Raw genomic sequence first — 18,934 nt, forward strand, 5'->3', positions numbered from 1 at the left:
TTCACCAGACCGAGCGCCTGATCACCCCAGTGCTGCTGGGGTGCTTCATGACACATTCTGGACGTCGAAATCGGATTTTGGCGGTCGCGATACCGCTCGTGCTTTTGGGCATCAACAGCTGGTTTCTCCACACAAGTGTCAATCAGCTATTCCTGGCAAGCCAATGGGTGCGCCAGTCGCTGGAAGTGCGCGAGACATTGATTGGCATCAAGGCAGACCTGTTGAGTGCCGAAACTGGCCAGCGTGGTTATCTGCTGACGTCCGAACAGCTATATCTTGCGCCCTATCACCAGGCGGAGGTGGAACTGCGCCAAAAGATGCGGGTGCTTGATGAGACGCTCGCCCAGACGGAAGACTATCGACGCCGCTTCCTCGAAATGAACCGGCTTGTCGACCAAAAGCTCGACGAACTCGCCAGCACGATCCAGGTGCATGGGGAACAGGGCAGCGACGCTTCCAACGCGCTGGTCGCGCAAAACCGCGGCAAGTTCATGATGGATCGGCTGCGGCTGCTCATCGGTGAATTGCAGCAGTTGGAGAACCAGGAGCTGAGGGAACGCGAAGCGCGCTATGAAGCAGCGCGTATCGTTGCTTTCATCTCCTTTGCCGTGCTCATGGCTGCTGTCGTGGGCCTGTTTGCCACCATCTGGTGGAGCACGCGGCGCGCGGTGCTCAACAAGCACGAAGCTGCCAAGCAGATCGAGAGCTATGCGAATTCATTGAACGATACAGTTTCGCGGCTCACCGTGGAACGATCGGAAATCAAGCTTCTCAACGAAGCTGGAAGCTTTCTTCAAAGCTGCAACACGATGTCGGAAGTGGCCGATCTGGCCGGGCCTTTCATGCAGCGGCTGTTCCCTGCGCTTTCCGGCGGGCTCTATATCTATGCGGCGTCACGCAATCAGCTGACCGTCCTGGTCCATTGGGGCGAGGGCACTCCGGATGAGGTCATCGATCCGCAGGAGTGCTGGGCGCTGCGCCGCGGCATGGTGCACCATCATGAACAGGCCGGCTCTGCACCGTCGTGCCGGCACCATCATGACGCGCACGACACGTTGTGCCTGCCTCTGCTCGCTCACGGAGAAGCGATCGGCCTATTGGCGCTCAAGGTGCCGGAAAACGGTAATCAGATTGCACCTGAGACGATCCGGTTGGCCAACATGCTTGTCCACCAACTGGGCCTGACGCTCTCCAACATCCGCCTGCGCGAGACGTTGAACGAACAATCCATTCGCGACCCGCTGACCAATGCCTTCAACCGACGCTATCTCGACATGGTGGCGGAGAAGGAAATCGCGCAGGCCCGTCGCCTCGGCCAGAACGTCGCCATTGCGATGCTGGATATCGATCACTTCAAGCGGTTCAACGATCTGAACGGCCATCTGGCAGGCGACGTGGCGCTCTCGAGCGTCGTCGATCATCTGCAGGAAAATCTCCGCTCCGGCGACTGGCTCTTCCGGTATGGCGGCGAAGAGTTCCTCGTGATGATGCGCGGGGTTTCGCCCGAAAACGCGCAATCACGCTTCGAGCGGATCATCGCGAGCGTCTCCGAACTGCAACTCTCGCACGAAGAGCGGGCATTGCCGAATGTCACGATCTCTGTCGGCATGGCGATGTTCCCGGAGAACGGCTTCGACTTTACCGATCTGGTGGCACTCGCCGACGACGCGCTCTATCGGGCCAAGAAGGAAGGCCGCAACCGGCTCTGTGTCGCCGAGCGCACCGAGTCGCTCATGCTCCTGACCGCCTGAGGCTTTCGCAGCCCGCATTGCCCGCCTAGAATGGCGTCATGGCGATGCAGGAACTGATCACGCTTCAGACCAAGGGGCAGGGGCTCTACGAATTCACCGACAGGGCCCGTGCCTTCGTTGCCGCCGCTCAGGCGTCAGGTCCCGGGCTGCTGACGGTATTCGTGCGCCACACATCCTGCTCCCTGCTCGTCCAGGAGAACGCCGATCCAGACGTGCGGCGGGACCTCAATGCCTTCTTCCGTCGGCTGGTGCCGCCCGCGGATGACCCGTCCATGGGCTTCATCGTTCACCGCTCCGAAGGCGTCGACGACATGCCGGCGCACATCAAGGCTGCGTTGACGGCGGTGTCGCTCTCCATCCCCGTCGCGACGGGGCGGCTCCTGCTGGGGACCTGGCAAGGCCTTTATCTCTTCGAACACCGCGACCGGCCCCATTCCCGCGAAATCGTGCTCCATTTGGCCTCGTGACTTTACTTGCGAGGGGCCAAACCGCCATTCGCGGTCCCTGAATTAGCGAATTCGTGCTTTCACGGGAACGTTACCCCATGATCCGCGTTCATTTCGCGACGGACAAACGATAATGGAGGCCATCAAATGGTCGATAACAGAGATCCTCGCTACACCGATCCGGCACGTCCCGCAGACCCGACGCGTCCGGCCGATCCACTTCACACGCACACGACGCGCGAAACCGTTGTCAGCAACAATGGTGGAAGCGGCGGCGGCGCCAGCTGGTTCATCGCTGGTCTTCTCGTCGTGGCGGTTGCCATTGCAGCGTTTTTCTACATGAATTCCGGGGGCGGCGACGGAGCCGGCGTTGATGTGGACGTGACTGCACCTGCCGACACGGGCACTACTGCACCGGCTGCCACAGACACTGCACCGGACGCCGCACCGGCAGCGCCTGAGGCACCTGCCGCACCTGAAGCTCCCGCTGCACCGGAAGCTCCGGCTGCTCCGGAAGCGCCTGCTGCCCCGGCCCCCGCACCGGCACAGTAAAGCGACACGCATTGGCAGCGTTTCCTCATTGGGGAAGAGACAAACAACCAAGCTGCCAGCTTAAACTCATGCCCGGCTCTGCCGGGCATTTTCTTTTCAACCGCCGCACCTTTGAACTAAGTTCACAACAAATCGACTGGGGAGATCGACGATGCGTATCAACTGTCACGGCCTCAGGGCTGGCGTCCAAGTAGGTGTCGCTTTGATTGCGTCGCTTGCCCTGTCGGGCTGCAGCGGCTTTGTCTCGGGGGGCGTCGCCGGCGCATCGGTCAGCGACGGCCGGATCGCGGTCGAGAGCCGCAGTGCGACGGCCGCTGTCGGACCAAGCGGCACCAATGTGCAGACACGCCGGGGATCGGCTACGATCTGCGTCGATCCTGTCACCAATGCCACTGTAGCCTGCTGAGGACGCCCGCATGGACAGTGCAAAGATCGTCACCGAATTTCTCGACGCTCTGGAAGCGGTTGATGGCAACGCCCTTTCGGCTTTGCTTGACGAAGACGCTGTCTATGACGATGGCCATGGACACCGGATCGTTGGCGCAAGCGCTGTCCGGGACGCACTTGTCGAACGCGCCTCGGCCTTGAACGAACGCTTTGCCGATCGGGTCCTGCTTTCATCGCAGGCCGGCGATCGCATCGCGGTGGAGGCAACGCTTCGAGGCACCTATGAGCGAACGCTCGATGGATGGACGAAGGCCGGTGGCCAGCCGTTTTCGGTGTCGGCCGGCCTGTTTTTCGAGATCGACGGCGCGAAGATCGTGCGCTTCACGCGATTTTTTGATCAGCAGGCGCTGGCTGCTGCGCTCAAATAATGCAAAGAAGCATCGCGTTGCCCATGAATGCGGGATGAATGCGCGGTTCCGGCACGGTTCACACTCCTCCACCTAATCTCACCTTCGGTCGCATGGGACGGCGATCTTCGGTCAAAGATTTCCTAGTGGAGAGACAATCATGTTCAAGAAAATGATCAAAGCCGTCGTGCTCAGCGCTGCCCTTGTTGCCGGCGGCGTGGGCACCCTTGCAGCGACCGCATCGGCAAGTGGCCAGGCGGCTGCTCAGTCGATCGAGCTTCGCTTCGGTAATGGCCATGCGCCGCGCTATCACCACGGTCCGCGCCATGGCGGGCGGCATTTCGCTCCGAATTTCTGCGACCCGCGCCATGCGCTCGGCAAGGCCCAGAGCATGGGCATCCGCCGCGCCCATGTGGTGCGCAATGCGCCGCGCCGCGTCGCCGTCGCCGGCTTTCAGCGCGGCCAGCAGGTTCGGGTCGTGTTTGCCAATCAGCGCGGCTGCCCGGTCATCGGATACCGATAAGCGAGCGGCTACCGCCAAGCGCTGCCGCACATTGCATGCTGCATGAAAAATCCCCGCTGGCGAGCCGCCGGCGGGGAGTTTCGATTCACTCTTGTCGAGCGAGAGGCGACCGACTTATTCGGCCGTGCCTTCCTCGATCTCGAAGCGCATCGTCACGGTGATCCGATAGGCGTTCTCACCGGTCGCGACCGGCACGGCAGCCGCTGCGTCGAAACTGCGGGCTTCCATGCGCGCCATGGGGATCGGCTGGGGCATCATCGTCTGCTCGTCGATCGACAGGATGCGGCCCAGTTCGACACCTGCCGCTTCGGCCAGGATCTCGGCGCGTTCGCGTGCATCGCCGACGGCATCGCGGCGCGCCTCGTTCAAGGTCGCGCTCGGATCGTCATTGGTGAAGACGATGTTGCCGCCCTGGTTGACGCCGAGCGTCACCGCCTCGTCGAGAAGGCCGCCCAGCTTTTCCAGGTCGCGCAGGCGGACGGTCAGCGTATTGGATGCCTCATATCCCGTGATCCGCGGCTGCTGCGGCTGGCTGTCACCGTCCGGATAGACATATTGCGGCTGGATGGCGAAGTTTGAGGTCTGCAGGTCGCGATCGGCGATCTCGGCCGTGCGCATGGCGGCCAGCACTTCGTCCATTGCCTGGTTGCTGGCCGTGAGCGCCTCACGGGCCGTTTCTGCTTCGCGCACGACGGTCAAGGTGACGATGGCCATGTCGGGCGCAATTGCCGCTTCGCCTTCGCCCATGACGGAAATCGTCGCCGGACGCTTCTCGTCGTCATTCGTCGCGTTTTGCGCGAAGGCCGGCTGAGCTGCCACGATCGCAAGGGCAGAGGCGATGGCAAGGACGTTCATTTTGGCGATCATTGGGGCTCCTCGATTGATCGTTTGCGCCGAACGGCGCGCCGCATGAGGCGCCAGTGTTGATCGCGGATTGTGGGACAATTGCGGCGTCTGGTTGCGGCGCCGCTTCGCGCTTCTTCATCCACACTTGTCTGCGCTACGCCGAGTGTGCTTTACACCATGAACCGGGCGGAGCGCCCGAAGGTGGGGCCTGTAGCTCAATGGTTAGAGCCGGCGGCTCATAACCGCTTGGTTGGGGGTTCGAGTCCCTCCGGGCCCACCAAAATATCTGCATGAAATCAATGACTTAGATGTATTGTAGCGAATGCTGATCCGCCTGGGTTTGAGCAACGGCCTGTGGCGCTGCGCCCTCAATCTTCCCCGATCATGCCTGCCGGCAGTTCGCCGTGGTGGGCGAGGATGACCGGGTCGTCGAGGACTTCGCCGGTTTCCGTGTCGACGGTCTGCGCCACGGCGATGACGCCGGCGAAGCGGCCGGCGTCGCGGTCGGCGCGCGCGATGGCCTGTTCGGCGGAGGGCAGCTCCATCTGTCGGCCTTGGACGAGCTTTTTGCCCTGCTTTTCAAACTGCTGGACGATGAAGAGGGTTTTATCGGGCACAGGGCTCTCTGAGCTGGGCGGATTCGCTGGCGGACACTGTCACCGGGGTCGGGCAACTGCAAGCTGAACCTGCTACAAAGTCGCGCCGAGCGATTTGAGGGCCATGGCGTCGCGCTTCGGGGCTTGCCCGAAGAGGCGGGCATATTCCCGACTGAACTGCGATGGACTTTCGTACCCGACATGGAAGGCGGCGCTCGTGACATTGGCGGCTTCGGCGACCATCAGCCGGCGCGCCTCGAGCAGCCGCAGCTGCTTGTGGTACTGGAGGGGGGTCATGCTCGTCAGCATCTTGAAGTGCTGGTGAAACGAGGACACGCCCATGCGGGCGGCGCTCGCCATGTCCTCGATGCTGAGTGGACGCGCAATATGCTGCCGCATCAGGTAGATCGCGTCGGCGATGCGCTGCGTGTGGCTGTCGCCGTGGGCGATCTTGCAGATCTCACGACCGTTCGGGCCGGTCAGCAGCCAGTAGTAAAGCTCCCTCATGATCGACGGGTAAAGCACCGGGACGGCTTCCGGGCTGTCGAACAGCCGCACGAGGCGGTCGATGCAGTCTTTCACCGGCTCTGAAAGTTGCTCGACGAAGACGCCGAGACGCTCTCCGGCCGGCCGAGGCGGCTTGGCCATCTGTTCCAGAACGTCGCGCATGAGGCCGATGTCGAACTCGATGGTCATACCGAGAAATGGTTCGGCCCTGGACGCCTGGACCACGCTTCCATAGCCCGGCAATTCGACGCTGACGACAAGCGCTGTGCCCGCCGCATAGTCGAAGGTCTGGTCTTCGAGCTCGATCTTCTTTGCCCCCTGGACCACGACGCACAAGGAAGGCTTGTAGATGTGGCGGAAGGGCATACGCTCCTGCGTGCTGCACATGATGCTGACGCCCTGGATCGGCGTTGCAGACACCGCATCCGGTCCTTCATTCGCCGCAACATAGCGCGCCACTGTTTGCGTCAGGTCTGCCATGCGCTTCCGTCCTCGTCGGGCTGTGATCTTCGAAGCGTAGAGAAAGCTTCATCGGGACGAAAGTGGCTTGGAGGATCAGGCAAGTTTTTTGTGGGTTCAAGCGCGAACATTGAAGCGGTGCCCGCCATAGTCGTCTCACATGATCAACTCAAGGGTTCCCCATGTCGCCTCGGCTCCACGAACAAGACCGCATGCCCTGTGCATCGTCGGACGGCGCGCGCTTCTTTCGTTCCTGGCTTCAGGACCCCTTGCGCGTGGCTGCCGTCGCCCCATCCGGTCCTTCGCTGGCGCGGCTGATGACGGAGAACATCGCGATAGAGGACGCCCCGATCCTGGAGCTTGGACCCGGCACCGGCGTTTTCACCCAGGCTTTGGTCGATCGCGGCATCGCGGAAAGAGATTTGAGGCTCGTCGAGTTCGACGAAGAATTTGCCGTTCTGCTTCGCATGCGCTTTCCGCAAGCGACGATCGTGCATGGCGATGCGACCAAACTCAAGGCTATGCAGATCCTGGCGCGCGGTGAGGCAGGCGCGGTGATCAGCGGCCTCGGGCTGTTGTCGATGACGCCACGCGCCGTGATGTCGATCCTGTCGGGAGTCTTTGCCTATCTGCGCCCATCTGGCGCGTTCTACCAGTTCACCTACGGCCCGCAATGTCCGGTCAGCGCACCGATCCTGGATCGCTTGGGCCTTGAGGCCGAGCGGGTGGGTGGCACCTGGCGCAATCTGCCGCCCGCTGCGGTCTACCGCATCCGCAGACAGTCGAAGTCACCCTCTTCGAACTGATCATCGCATCTTCAAGCAGAGCGTTCGGCGGTGGAGCCCACCGCCGAGGCCGCGTTGCGTCAAAAACCTGGAAAGCACGATCATGAAAACGAATTGGACTGCCGCCGATATGCCCTCGCAGGCCGGACGGAGCTTCGTCATCACCGGCACCGGTGGCCTTGGATATGAATGCGGCCTGGCACTGGCGCGCGCAGGGGGCGACGTCATCCTTGCCGGCCGCAATGCCACGAAAGGGCAGCAGGCACTGAATTCGATCCGCGCAGCGGTCGCTGGTGCAACCATCAGCTTCGAGCTGCTCGATCTCGCCAGCCTCGCCTCCATCACCGCCTTCGGCCAGCGCATGAGGCGTACAAGAAGCAATCTGGATGTGCTGATCAACAATGCCGGCGTCATGGTGCCGCCGAGACGGCAGATGACGGAAGACGGTTTCGAATTGCAGATCGGGACGAATTACCTCGGCCATTTCGCGCTTACGGCACACTTGATGCCGCTGCTTGCCAGGGGGGACAAGGCGCGTGTCGTCAACCTGTCGAGCATTGCCGCGAGACAAGGTACGATCGACTTCTCGAACCTCAATGCCGAGCGCTCCTACACGCCAATGCCGATCTACACCCAGTCGAAGCTCGCCTGCCTGATGTTTGCATACGAGCTTCAGCGGCGCAGCAACGCCGAAAACTGGGGCATCACCAGCATTGCCGCGCATCCCGGCGTCTCGCGGACGGATCTCCTGCACAATGCGTCGGGTCGCTTCAGCTTCAACCGTTTTGCCCGGAGCTTTCTGTGGTTCCTGTTCCAGCCCGCGGCACAAGGCGCGCTTCCGACACTCTACGCGGCGGCGGCTCCCGATGCGCAGCCCGGCGGCTATTATGGACCGCACCGGCTGAGCGAGACGCGTGGCTATCCGGCCGTCGCCAAGCCGATCCCGCAGGCCTCGGACGAACAGGTTGCGCGCAGACTCTGGGACGTGTCGGAAGACATGACGAATGTCAGGTTTGGCGAAGTGCTCTAGCGGCAGCGCAGTGATCCCATCGGATACCGTGCAAGGGCAGGTATCCGATGGCGCGTCTGTGGATCTATTCGGTGCTCACCGCATCGGAGGTCCGCAGGTCCGGGTCTGCGATGCCGTCGGTTCGTTCGATCATGATGGTGACCGGGCCGGGCTCGACCTCGCCGAAAGGCGTTGCAAAGGCCACCTCGGCGGCATCGCGGCCGACGCCGATCCTCACGAGCCCATCGAGATGGGCCTGGCGCGTGGCATCGAAGAGCCACCAGCGTCCGTCGAGATAGGCTTCGAAGACGGCATGGAAGTCGGATGGGTGGAGACCGTGCGCATAGCAACTGACGAAGCGGGCGGGGATGTTCAGCGCGCGGCAAAAGGCGATGCCGAGATGCGCGAAGTCGCGGCACACACCGGCGCGCAGGATGAGGCTTTCATCTGCCGTGGTTTGCGAATCGGATGATCCACGCTCGTAATCGATGTTCTCGTAGATCCAGTTGCAAATCGCGGTCACGAGGCTGTGGCCGCGCATCATGTGGCCGAATTCGCGATTGGCGAAAGCGGCCAGCCTGTCGGACGAAACGAAGCGCGTGGGGAGCAGGAACGGCATGATCTCCAGCGGTAGCTCGCCGAGCGGCGTCTCCTCGATCGTGGCCGGATCCGTGCAATAGGGGTCGAGGGTCACTTCGGCCCGGTAGCGGACATTCAGCGGGCCGGGTTGTGCCGTGATGCTGAGAAAGCGGTTGAGCGAGGTCGGATCGATGTAGGTCCGCCGGTTCTCGCCCGCCGAGATCGTGAGCGTCTCGCTGACATCCAGATGTCGGGCGAGCCTGGCGACCTCGAAGTTGAAAATGAATACGGCCTCGGACTGGATTTCATAGGAAAGGTCGCAGCCGAGAATGAACTTCGTCGCCATTGAGTCGAATGCCTTGTTGGAGGAAGGCCGACCCTATGACGCGCCGCCTGCAGTGCCAAGCGGGGCAGGGGCGTTTTGCAATACCGTCTCAGGCGTTTCCAGGCGAGATAGGTACCCGTTCACCTGGAACTGTTTCAAGCGGCCGGCTTCAAATTGGCCTCGTCGCGAGGTGGAGCAGCGATCCGGTCCCTCGCGGATTTAAGGGCAGCAACGCAGGCTGCGTCGAATTCCACACCGGCTTTTTGATCCAGATAGTCGAAGGCCTGGTCGATGGTCCATGCCGACTTGTAGGGCCGTTCGGTCGTCAGCGCGTCGAACACATCGGCGACGGCGGCAATGCGGCCTGAAAGCGGGATCGCATCGCCGGCAAGGCCGTGGGGATAGCCGGTGCCGTTCCAGCGTTCATGATGGGCTTCGGCTATTTCCGCAGCCAGTTTCATCAGCCGACACTTGGAATTTGCCAGAATAGCGGCGCCGATGGCGGTGTGCTCATTCATGTGAGCGCGCTCTTCGGCATCAAGTGCGCCGGGCTTCAGCAGCACCGCATCGCGAATTCCGACCTTGCCGATATCGTGCATCGGCGCGGCCAGCTCGATGTCCCGGCAGAGCTCGTCGTCGAGACCGAGGCCTTCTGCGACCAGGCGGCAATAGCGCGCCATGCGCACCGTGTGCTCGGAGGTTTCGCGGTCCTTGTAACCTGCAGCCAGGGCGAGCCGGTGGACGATCTCCTCTTCACGTTCGCGAAGCTCGGCCGTGGCTTTTTCGATTTCCGAACGAAGCCATGCTGCGCGATCCGCAAGCTGGCGCTGGACAATGCTTAGCCGGACGATGTTCGCCAGCCTTGCCTTGAACTCGACCGGATCGATCGGCTTGTGCAGAAATTCGACCGCGCCCGCCTGGAGAGCTTCGATGCGGATCGCCTTTTCCTGATCGGCCGTAATCATTACCAGCGGCTGGTCGCGATAGGAGGGGGCGGCGCGCAGCGCCTTCAAAAGATCGATGCCGTTCATTCCCGGCATCTGGTAGTCGACGAGCGCGATGTCGTAGGACACGCCAGCCAGTCCAACATGGAGCTCGACGGGATCCATGAAGGTCAGGGCCACGCAGTCCGGCACCTGCAGGACAAGACGCTCCATCATCATCAGGTTCGTTCGGTTGTCTTCCACGATCAGAACGCTCGTCTTCATCGTGCTCAGGCGGCGTGCGCCTGCTCCCCTGCTTCGCGGATGGTGGCCAAGCGCTTTTCGATTTCTGTCCCGAGATCGGCCCTCAAGGTGTCGCTGCGTGCTCTCTCGGTAAAAGTGGAGAAATCGACGAACCCCAAATTCGCGGAGGCTCCTTTCAGCGAATGAAGCGCCCTGTCGGCGGATGCGGCGTCGCCGGCGCTCAAGGCCGCATGGAACGCCCGAAGAATCCCAGCAGCATCGGAGAAGAAGCTATCGTCGAGCTCCTTCAGGCCGTCGGCGCCAAAGGCTTCCGTCAGTTCGAGGCGGCGTTCCCTATCGATGACCGGATGATCGCTACGTGTTTCGCCGCTCATCGGGGGCTGTACGAACGCTTCAGGGCCACGCACGATTTCGGCCAGCCGGGCGAGTGTGATCGGCTTGGCGACGAAGGCGTCCATTCCGGCTTCCATGCAAAGCGCGCGGTCGGTGTCGGAGGCGTTGGCGGTCATGGCGACGATGCACGCGCGCTTGCCAGTTTCACGTTCCCGCGCGCGGATCTCCCGGGTAGCAGCGAGGCCATCCATCACGGGCATCTGCATGTCCATGAGAATGAGGTCGAAATCGCCCGCCTTCGCCTGGGAGACACCTTCCAGCCCATCGATCGCCATGGTGACCCGCTGGCCAAGCTTCTTCAGGAAACGCTGCGCGACATCGCGGTTCACGGCATTGTCTTCGACAACGAGGATGTCTCGCACCGGCAATGCGGCGCTTGGGTCGATCGATGCGGTGTCGGTCAGCGGTGCCTGCACCGTTTCGACCGGCACCTCGAACCAGAAGACGCTTCCGGACCCCGCGGTGCTTTGCACACCGATATCCCCGCCCATGGCCTCGATCGTCTTTTTGCAGATCGCGAGCCCCAGACCCGTTCCGCCGAAACGACGACTGATCGTGCCGTCTTCCTGAGTGAAGGGGTTGAACAGGCGCGGGAGCGCTTCGGCCGATATGCCGATGCCGGTATCGGCGATTTCGAAACGAATGCGGTTCGGTGCGGGCAGCGAAACGTGCAGCCGTACATCTCCGTTCTGGGTGAACTTCACAGCGTTCGAAAGCAAATTCAAAAGCACCCGGCGGATGCGCGTCGGATCCGAAAGCACGGCAAGACCTCGCAGGGAGCCTGATATCTCCAGTTCCAGGCGATCGCCCTGATTGGCGGCACGACCGGCGACGACCTCCATAGCGTCTTCGGCGAGCTTCTGTGGCTCGAAGGCAACCGTATCGAGCACGAGGTCGCCATGCTCGATCTTCGCGAAGTCGAGGATCTCGTTGATGATCTCCAGAAGCGCCTGGCCGGAACTCGCGATGACCTTCACGCCACGGCGATCTTCTTCCGGCAGATCGGCATGGGCCAGCAGCTCCGTCATGCCGAGGATAGCGTTCAAGGGCGTGCGGATCTCATGGCCCATCACTGCCATGAATTCCGATTTCGCCCGGTTGCCGGCCTCTGCCGCATCGTAGGCCTTTGAAATTTCGTTAGCGGCCTCTTCCAGCTGGCCGGTGGTGCGGCGGGTCAGTTTCAGCTGGCGCATCAGATTGAGGATGAGCAGAGCGATGGAGACAGCAATGATCAGAACCAGAAGTGCGGTCGCCTGCTGGATGCGCATGACCTCGGCACGGGCATCCGCGCGCACCGCGGAAACGGAGGTGTTCGTGTCCGTCAACATGCGCTCGGTGATGGGAATAAGAGCCAAGAGGTCGGACGTGGCAACGGCGAACTCCTCGCGATCGAGGGGCGCCGATGAAGCCATGCCGTTGAAGAACGGTTCAAGACCGAGGACCCTGTCTCGGATCGAAGCACGGCTTCCGACAAAGCCGGCGCTCGATGCAAGCGACGTTTCGTATTTTGCGTTGTTCAGGATCGACAGGCGCGAATAGAGGATGTCGTAGCGCAGAGAGAGCTCCGCGATCCTCGATGCTTCCACTGGCCATTGGGACTGGGCCGCGCTCATGGCGTGGGCAAGCGTGCGCGCTTCGCGATCGAGCTGATAGACGGCCCAGAGCGCGTCTTCGCGAATGCCGTCCTGCAGCGCGTTCTGGCGGGCGTAGAGATAGCCGAATGTCGCCACGAGAACGGCCATCAACACCGCCGACAGGATGACGAGAAAGGTCGTCTCCCTGCCGGCGCGCTTGATGGCCCTTCGGCTGTGGCGCAGCGCTGGTGTCACTCGATGACCTCGATCGCCTTGATTTGCCAGACCGAGCGGGAGAAGTACTTTTCGTTATAGAGCTCAGGGTTGAGGTCGAACGGGTAGACCATGAACAGCGGGCCCTTGTCGCGAATCGACATCGGCTTGCCGTTCATCGCAAGCGCGAGAATGGTCTCGTAGTCCGTTGCATCGGATACGGGCACTTCCGCGGAGTAGTCGTTGAGCGCGGTGACCCGAAGCGTCTTCCCGTGCGCGCCGACTTCCTCAAGAAGGGCACGCAGAAGCGGGCCATCAAAAGCGGTCTCGCCCTCGGTCCACGGAGTTTCCATGGTTCCGGTGCGGCCGGGCAGGTCCTGCAGCATGGGGAGGTCGAAAACGGCAGCGCCATCGCTGTTGGTGTCGGTGATGGCGCCGGTGATGGTGAGGATGACGGGGTCAGTCGGGGCATCGAGTGCCAGGGCTGGCTGGCAGAAAAGCATTGCAAGTGCAGCGGCGCTGGCGAGAACTTTGGCTCGCATGATGACACCTATGGGTTGCCTTCAAGGGCAAACGGATGTGGGGGATGAGACCGGCATGCCGTATTCAACGGCGTGGACCGAATGGCCTGATGCCGCCGGCACGATGTGGCCGGTCGATCCAACGTCAACGTACAACAGGCGTATCTAAAACACCTTAAGGCGATGCCTAAAAATGTGGGGATCGTCAGCGTTTTCGGACAACGCTCGCCTCAAATGAAGTGCAACAAAGCGATGCGTTTCAGTGGCGGTCGTTTAAAGGATCGAACCACCGACGCTGGCGCCGCCGCAGACATAGAGTGTCTGGCCGGTCACGAAGCTCGATTTCGGATCGCAGAAGAAGAGAAATGCATTGGTCACATCCTCCACCGTGCCGAGGCGGCCGACGGGGATCTTCGTGGCAAGTTCCGCCTCGCGGTCGCTGTCCTTGGGGATGATGCCCCAGAAATTGTCGGTCAGGATGGGGCCCGGTGCGACGACGTTGACCGTGATGCCGTGTTTGGCCAATTCCAGCGCCCAGGTGCGCGCCATGCCGATCATGCCGGCCTTGGAGGCGCTGTAGGCCGTGCGCGTGGGTGCGCCGAGCGCGGCGCGCGAAGCATTGAACATCACGCGGCCGAAGTGCTGTTCCTTCATTGCCGGCAAAAACGCCTGAAGCAGGGTCAGCGCTGATCCCAGATGAAGCTGCGCGAGACCGGTGATGTCCTCCGGCTTCGCATCCTCGATCAGGTTCGGCCAGATCAGGCCGGCATTGTGGATGAGATGTGTGATCTGGTGATCCTTCGCGATCATCGCGGCAGCCTGTTTCACCGCTTCCGCATCAAGCAGATCGGCTTCCACCGAAAACAGCCGGTCATGCGATTTTTCCGGCGCGCGGCGTGCGACGGAAACCACAGTGTAGCCCTGTTCAAGGAGGCGGTCGGCAAGATCTGCGCCGATGCCCTTGTTGCCGCCGGTGATGACGGCCGTGAACTGAGGCTTGCTCATGCAGCTTTTCCTGGAACGAGCGCGATGACGCGCAGCGGGCTGCCCGTGCCCTTTTTGATTTTGAGCGGGGTCGCCACGATCACCGCGCCGGTCGGCGGCAGGCGGTCGAGATTGTTGAGGCACTGCAGCCCATAGCGGCCCGCGCCATGCAGGATGAAATGCGCGGGGTAGGGCGGGGTGTAGTGTATGCCCTGGCCGGCATCCGTGCCGACTGTCTCCGTGCCGAAGCCGCGGATGCCACGCTCATCGACCAGAAGCCTGATCGCGTCGGGTGTCGGGCCAGGCGAATGGGGACCGTCATCGCGCATGTTGAGATAATCGGCACCGCGCCGTTTCGACCAGTCCGTGCGCATCAGCACCCACGAATCGGCCGGGATGGGGCCATGGGACTTTTCCCAATCGAGAATGATCTCGGGCGTCAGCTCGAAGTCTTCGTTCTCACGCGCGCCCGCCGAGCAATCGATCACGCAGACCGGACCGACGAAGCGATCGACCGGGATTTCGTCGACATTGCCGTTCGGGATATCGCGGCCGGAAATCCAGTGCGACGGCGCGTCGAAATGTGTGCCGGTATGCTCGCACAGGCTGATATTGTGCCACTTCCAGGCGGGCCCGCGATGGTCGTAGGCGGAGATTTCCTCCATGCGGAAGCGGGCGCATTGGCCGAATTCCGGTGGCAGAACGATCACCGGAAAGTCCTGGTCGAGCGTGTGGGTGAGATCCACCACCTCGATGCTGCCGGAGGCGATGGCGCCCGCCATCTGCGCCAGCAGATCGACGCTTGTGGTATCGACCGCGTTCATCGGCCTTCTCCCGCTTCGGCGATCATCTCGCGCTCCAGTAGCTTCGGACCCTGGCGCCAGCGCTCGATCAGATCCTTGGCGACGTCGCCGACATAGACGTCCTCCAGCCCGTCCTTCAGGCCTGCCACGACGGATCGCGCAAGCGCGGATGGCGCGACCTTGGGGGGCGGCAGTGGCTGGTGCCATTCGTCCTCGGTGGGGCCGGTATAGACGTTGAGGACGCGCACGCCACCCGGCGCCATCTCCGCCCGCAGGCATTGAGACAGCGACAGCGCAGCGGCGTTGGACGCCGAGAACACACCATAGGCCGGCATGTTGGCGTAGGCATACACGGACAAGATGTTGACCCAGGCGGCAGCGCTGTTGACGCCGTCGGCGCTCCGGTTCCGCATGGCGGGGCCGAAGGCTTGTGCCAGCCGCATCAGGCCGAGCACGTTGGTCTCGAATTCGTCGCGGGCGAAGACGGTGTCGCCGCGGTCCATGATCCCGCCCGGGCGGATGAAGCGCGCATTGTTGACGAGGATGTCGGTCTTGCCGCCGATCTCGCCGGCAAGCTCGGTCACGGATTGCGTGTCGGTGACATCGAGCGGAACGATCGCGACATTGGCGATGGCCGCAAGTGCAGCACGATGCGGGTAGGGCCGCCAGCCTTCCGGCTCGCCGACGAAGATGGTCGTGGCGCCCGCATCCGCAAACGCCTTGGCGAGCGCCACCGAGTTTTCGTTGCGCGCATCGGTGATGAGCACACGGCGGAATTTCGGATCGGCGGTCAGTTCGCGCAGTTGAGGATCGTCCGCCATGTTGGCACTCCCATCCACGGGCAGAGCGAAGAAGACGCCTTGGCCCGATTTGTCGAGGCGATTGATGAGCCGCACGGCCGCTTCGCGCGCGACATCACCGTGCACATGCGCCATCACCGATGGCCCTGCATCGAGTTTCACCGAGCCGACGCGCCATGGCGTCCGCTCACGGAAATAGACACTGGTCGACGTTCGAACCGTCGTCTCCGCGATCAGCTGGCCGGTCGGTTCGACGTCGCGCCATTTGAGGTCGACGGAAAGGCACGTCGAGCAGGCATCGCGCGGCGGATACTGCAGCGCGCCGCAGGCTTCGCAGCCCTGCAGCATGAACCGGCCTTCCGCGGCCGCGACCGCCAGCAAGAGCGCGGCACGGCTGCGCATGCCGGATGGCAGCGCCGGAACGCGCGTGCGCTTTTGCGGGTCTTTCTTTGGTGGCGGCGAGAGCGGATCGGTCATGCACCCGCTCCCGAGATGATCGCGGCATTGGAGCAGACGCCGCGGTCGTAATTGATCATGCCGAAACCAGAGACCATCGCGGTTTTCGCGCCGGCCACCTGCGTCGGGCCGGCCGTGCCGGTGACCTGTCGGATTGCTTCGACGAGACCGATATAGCCGCCGGCCGCGCCCGCCTGGCCGGCCGAGAGCTGGCCGCCGGAGGTGTTGTGCGGAAAGTCGCCGCCGATGGTGAGATCCTTGCCGCGCACGAATTCGGGGCCTTCCCCCTTTGCGCAAAAACCCAGATCCTCGAACTGTATCATCGAGATCACGGGATAGTCGTCATAGGTCTGCAGAAGATCGATATCGCTAGGTTTGGCATCCGCCATGGCGTAAAGTTCACCGATGTCCATCGCCCAGCCGCCACGCATCTGGATGGCATCCTCGGGATAAGCATTGTGCCGTTCGATGGTCGAGCGGATATGCGCGTGAGGCAGACCGGCAGTGCGGGCATGGTCTTCGCGCATCACGAGGAATGCTTCCGAGCCTGCGACAGGCATCACGCAATCGAAGAGGGCGATTGGGTCGGAAATCATTCGAGCCGAAAGATACTGGTCCAGCGTCAGTGGCGCCTTCATCACCGCATGCGGGTTCTTCAGCGCATTGTCGCGCTGCGCCACGCAGATGCGGCCGAAATCGTCGCGCGTCGCGCCAAACTTCTGCATGTAGTGGTCGGTCAGCAAAGCGAAGGACGCGTTGGGGCCGCCGGCGCCGTATGGGTAGGAGGCATCCTGCGCAAAGCGCGAGAAGCTCGAGAGCATGCGGCGGAAACTGTCGACCTGGTTCGTGTCGCCGGCAACACAGGCGACCACATCGACGTCACCCGCTTGCACGGCGCGCGCTGCACGCCGAAGGGCCGCGATCCCGCTGGCGCCACCCATGGGGATGTGGTCGAGCCACCGTGGCGTGAGCCCAAGATGCTGGGTCAGTCCGACCGCGGTATCGGGAAAAAGGCTGAAGCTCGACACGGCGAAACCATCGAGTTCGGCAGGCCGTATGCCTGCGGTCTTCAGGCATTCCGCAAGCGCGCGGGCGATCCACCAATGGGCCGTGTCGGTCGAGAAGCGTTGATATGGAATCGTGGTTGGAGCGGCGAGCACCACGCCATCATAGGCTTGCCGCGAACGCGCCATCAGGCAGCCTGCCGCTTTTTCATGGACCGCGTGTCGACCGTTGCCGGATCCGTCATGAGCTGCGGCACGAGCGTCTTCAACTCGCCGCGCTGGATCTTTTGCGTTGCCGTCAGCGGCAGGGCATCGAGGAAAGCAATGTAGCCGGGCACTTTGTAATAGGCGACACGCTCCAGACACCAGGCGACGATGGCACGTGCCTTTGCATCCGTGCGATCGCCGTCAACGACCAGACAGGCAAAGACCTCGTCCCCGCGGATATCGTCCGGTGCGGCGGCCACCGCTGCTGCCTTGATATCCGGGTGCTGCATCAGGATCGATTCCACCTCCACGGCGGCGATGTTTTCGCCGGATCGACGGATAACGTTTTTCTTGCGATCGACGAAGAAGAAGTCGCCATCTTCGTCACGCCGAACGATGTCGCCCGTGTGGAACCAGCCATCCGCCCACGCTTCGGCCGTCGCTTCCGGATTCTTATAGTACTCGGAGAAAAAGCCGTAGCGCGGATCGTCGCCGGCGTGCCGGACCAGGAGTTCGCCCGGTTCGTTGCCTGCAGCGTCATTGCCCGCGTCGGTGACGATGCGCGCCTCGACGCCGCCGCGCGGCTGGCCGAGGCAGCTCGTTCCGCGCTTGCGCGGCTCGATGTTGGCAGCGATCACGGCACCGGCGCCGGTCTCCGTCATGGCCCAGGCTTCGACAAGCGGGATGCCGAAACGATCTTCGAACAAGCCTTGCAGCTTGGGATCGATGCCGGCGCCGAAGCCGAAGCGGATATCGTGATCGCGGTCGGTATCAGCCGGTTCGGCCTTCATGAGGATGGAGGGCATGACGCCAAGATAGTGGAGGCAGGTCGCGCGAGACTGACGTACGCTCTGCCACCAGCTTTTCGGATGGAAACGATCGAGCGCCGTCAGGCAGCCGCCGACGGCGATCATCGCCATCAGCGAATAGGCCATCGCGTTCATGTGAAAGATCGGCAGGGGCGTGATCATCCGCTCGCCGTCTTCGCGCAGCGTGCAAAGCCCGCTGGCTTCGGCGTACCAGCGGCCGGCGGCGAGGAAATAAAGGTTGGAGAGCACGCAGCCTTTCGGCTTGCCGGTCGTGCCGGACGTATAAAGCATGGCAGCTTCAAGCGTAAGCGGATCACCTGTTGGCGCGACGATCCGCCTGGCCAGCTCCGCTGAAAGTTCAGGCGGCGTGGCGTCCGGAGCGATGACCGGAAAGCCGACTCCTGACGCTAAAGATGCCTTTTCAAGATCGGCAATACGCGCGGGAATGGCGACGGCCAGAACCGGCTCTGCGTGTCCAGCCATGTATTGGAGTTCGGACGATTGAAGGTCCGGATTGACCGGCACGACCGACAGACCCAGCGCATTCAACGCGAACCAGTGAAGGAAGAAGGCCGGTCGGTTCTCCATAAGAAGCATGACGCGACCACCTGCCGTATAGCCGGCAGCGGCATAGGCATCGCGCAGGCATTCGACTTCACGCAGAGCTTCGGCGTAGGTCCATTCACGCGCATCGATGCCGTAGATGCGGGCCGTCTCTTCGAGCACGTTCAGGAAGGGGCGGTCGGGCCAGCGTTCTGCAGCAGACCGGAGTGCGGTGAAGACTGTGGCGTGCGGCGCGATCTCGATCATG

At 62.5% G+C, this 18,934-nt stretch carries 20 protein-coding genes, 1 tRNA gene and 1 pseudogene; 9 read left to right on the forward strand and 13 right to left on the reverse strand.

Translation table 11 applies throughout. The annotated features are described in order from the left end of the window. Nucleotides 1-47: 47 nt before the first annotated feature. The 6 genes from PU133_RS07730 (at nucleotide 48) to PU133_RS07755 (ending at nucleotide 4,066) form a co-directional block, all read left to right on the forward strand. A complete protein-coding gene (locus tag PU133_RS07730) occupies nucleotides 48-1,751 on the forward strand; it encodes a diguanylate cyclase (protein ID WP_404864162.1) in 1,704 nt (567 codons plus the stop codon). Nucleotides 1,752-1,795: 44 nt separating this feature from the next. Further along, nucleotides 1,796-2,218, forward strand: a complete 423-nt coding sequence (locus tag PU133_RS07735) for a secondary thiamine-phosphate synthase enzyme YjbQ (protein ID WP_404864475.1) — start codon at nucleotides 1,796-1,798, stop codon at nucleotides 2,216-2,218. Nucleotides 2,219-2,344: 126 nt separating this feature from the next. Beyond that, complete coding sequence (locus PU133_RS07740; RefSeq protein ID WP_404864163.1) at nucleotides 2,345-2,749, forward strand: hypothetical protein; 405 nt, start codon at nucleotides 2,345-2,347, stop codon at nucleotides 2,747-2,749. A 151-nt stretch (nucleotides 2,750-2,900) separates the two neighbouring features. After that, a complete protein-coding gene (locus PU133_RS07745) occupies nucleotides 2,901-3,155 on the forward strand; it encodes a hypothetical protein (RefSeq protein ID WP_404864164.1) in 255 nt (84 codons plus the stop codon). Between the two features lie 10 nt (nucleotides 3,156-3,165). After that, nucleotides 3,166-3,564, forward strand: coding sequence for a nuclear transport factor 2 family protein (locus PU133_RS07750; RefSeq protein ID WP_404864165.1), 399 nt, complete (start codon nucleotides 3,166-3,168; stop codon nucleotides 3,562-3,564). A gap of 139 nt (nucleotides 3,565-3,703) precedes the next feature. Next, complete coding sequence (locus PU133_RS07755) at nucleotides 3,704-4,066, forward strand: hypothetical protein (RefSeq protein ID WP_404864166.1); 363 nt, start codon at nucleotides 3,704-3,706, stop codon at nucleotides 4,064-4,066. Between the two features lie 114 nt (nucleotides 4,067-4,180). Here the strand turns inward: PU133_RS07755 and PU133_RS07760 are convergent, their stop codons facing one another. After that, entirely contained in the window at nucleotides 4,181-4,933 is a 753-nt protein-coding gene (locus PU133_RS07760) for an SIMPL domain-containing protein (RefSeq protein ID WP_404864167.1), read from the reverse strand. Nucleotides 4,934-5,116: 183 nt separating this feature from the next. On the opposite strand from PU133_RS07760, the gene PU133_RS07765 reads away from it, so the two are divergent. After that, nucleotides 5,117-5,192, forward strand: a tRNA-Ile gene (locus PU133_RS07765). A gap of 88 nt (nucleotides 5,193-5,280) precedes the next feature. On the opposite strand, the gene PU133_RS07770 is transcribed toward PU133_RS07765, so the two are convergent. Next, the gene (locus tag PU133_RS07770) at nucleotides 5,281-5,529 is read right to left on the reverse strand and encodes a hypothetical protein (protein ID WP_404864168.1); all 249 of its coding nucleotides are present in this window, start codon (nucleotides 5,527-5,529) and stop codon (nucleotides 5,281-5,283) included. Nucleotides 5,530-5,601: 72 nt separating this feature from the next. Then, nucleotides 5,602-6,495: an AraC family transcriptional regulator N-terminal domain-containing protein gene (locus PU133_RS07775; protein ID WP_404864169.1), complete on the reverse strand. Its 894-nt coding sequence runs from the start codon at nucleotides 6,493-6,495 to the stop codon at nucleotides 5,602-5,604. A 191-nt stretch (nucleotides 6,496-6,686) separates the two neighbouring features. On the opposite strand from PU133_RS07775, the gene PU133_RS07780 reads away from it, so the two are divergent. Both PU133_RS07780 and PU133_RS07785 read left to right on the forward strand, forming a co-directional pair. Continuing rightward, nucleotides 6,687-7,280, forward strand: a complete 594-nt coding sequence (locus PU133_RS07780; RefSeq protein ID WP_404864476.1) for a class I SAM-dependent methyltransferase — start codon at nucleotides 6,687-6,689, stop codon at nucleotides 7,278-7,280. 82 nt (nucleotides 7,281-7,362) lie between these two features. Further along, complete coding sequence (locus PU133_RS07785) at nucleotides 7,363-8,289, forward strand: SDR family oxidoreductase (protein ID WP_404864170.1); 927 nt, start codon at nucleotides 7,363-7,365, stop codon at nucleotides 8,287-8,289. Between the two features lie 64 nt (nucleotides 8,290-8,353). On the opposite strand, the gene PU133_RS07790 is transcribed toward PU133_RS07785, so the two are convergent. The 10 genes and pseudogenes from PU133_RS07790 to PU133_RS07835 all read right to left on the reverse strand — a co-directional run bounded on the left by PU133_RS07790 (nucleotide 8,354) and on the right by PU133_RS07835 (nucleotide 18,933). Further along, nucleotides 8,354-9,193 (reverse strand): transglutaminase family protein, encoded by an 840-nt coding sequence (locus PU133_RS07790; RefSeq protein WP_126009272.1) that lies wholly within the window; start codon nucleotides 9,191-9,193, stop codon nucleotides 8,354-8,356. 134 nt (nucleotides 9,194-9,327) lie between these two features. Continuing rightward, nucleotides 9,328-10,380, reverse strand: coding sequence for an HD-GYP domain-containing protein (locus PU133_RS07795; protein WP_404864171.1), 1,053 nt, complete (start codon nucleotides 10,378-10,380; stop codon nucleotides 9,328-9,330). A 5-nt stretch (nucleotides 10,381-10,385) separates the two neighbouring features. Further along, complete coding sequence (locus PU133_RS07800) at nucleotides 10,386-11,081, reverse strand: response regulator (RefSeq protein WP_404864477.1); 696 nt, start codon at nucleotides 11,079-11,081, stop codon at nucleotides 10,386-10,388. 150 nt (nucleotides 11,082-11,231) lie between these two features. Continuing rightward, nucleotides 11,232-12,494, reverse strand: a pseudogene (locus PU133_RS07805) (sensor histidine kinase); the annotation flags it as partial. Between the two features lie 83 nt (nucleotides 12,495-12,577). Further along, the gene (locus PU133_RS07810) at nucleotides 12,578-13,081 is read right to left on the reverse strand and encodes a molybdopterin-dependent oxidoreductase (protein ID WP_404864172.1); all 504 of its coding nucleotides are present in this window, start codon (nucleotides 13,079-13,081) and stop codon (nucleotides 12,578-12,580) included. 252 nt (nucleotides 13,082-13,333) lie between these two features. Beyond that, nucleotides 13,334-14,065 (reverse strand): SDR family NAD(P)-dependent oxidoreductase, encoded by a 732-nt coding sequence (locus PU133_RS07815; protein ID WP_404864173.1) that lies wholly within the window; start codon nucleotides 14,063-14,065, stop codon nucleotides 13,334-13,336. Beyond that, a complete protein-coding gene (locus PU133_RS07820; RefSeq protein WP_404864174.1) occupies nucleotides 14,062-14,868 on the reverse strand; it encodes a cyclase family protein in 807 nt (268 codons plus the stop codon). The genes PU133_RS07815 and PU133_RS07820 overlap by 4 nt, the downstream gene beginning before the upstream one ends. Further along, a complete protein-coding gene (locus PU133_RS07825) occupies nucleotides 14,865-16,124 on the reverse strand; it encodes an SDR family NAD(P)-dependent oxidoreductase (protein WP_404864175.1) in 1,260 nt (419 codons plus the stop codon). The genes PU133_RS07820 and PU133_RS07825 overlap by 4 nt, the downstream gene beginning before the upstream one ends. Beyond that, complete coding sequence (locus tag PU133_RS07830) at nucleotides 16,121-17,296, reverse strand: thiolase family protein (protein ID WP_404864176.1); 1,176 nt, start codon at nucleotides 17,294-17,296, stop codon at nucleotides 16,121-16,123. The genes PU133_RS07825 and PU133_RS07830 overlap by 4 nt, the downstream gene beginning before the upstream one ends. Beyond that, the gene (locus PU133_RS07835; protein WP_404864177.1) at nucleotides 17,296-18,933 is read right to left on the reverse strand and encodes an AMP-binding protein; all 1,638 of its coding nucleotides are present in this window, start codon (nucleotides 18,931-18,933) and stop codon (nucleotides 17,296-17,298) included. The genes PU133_RS07830 and PU133_RS07835 overlap by 1 nt, the downstream gene beginning before the upstream one ends. Nucleotide 18,934: the final 1 nt, after the last annotated feature.

The organism is Georhizobium sp. MAB10 (genome assembly GCF_045012825.1).
Classification (GTDB): Bacteria; Pseudomonadota; Alphaproteobacteria; order Rhizobiales; family Rhizobiaceae; genus Georhizobium; species Georhizobium profundi.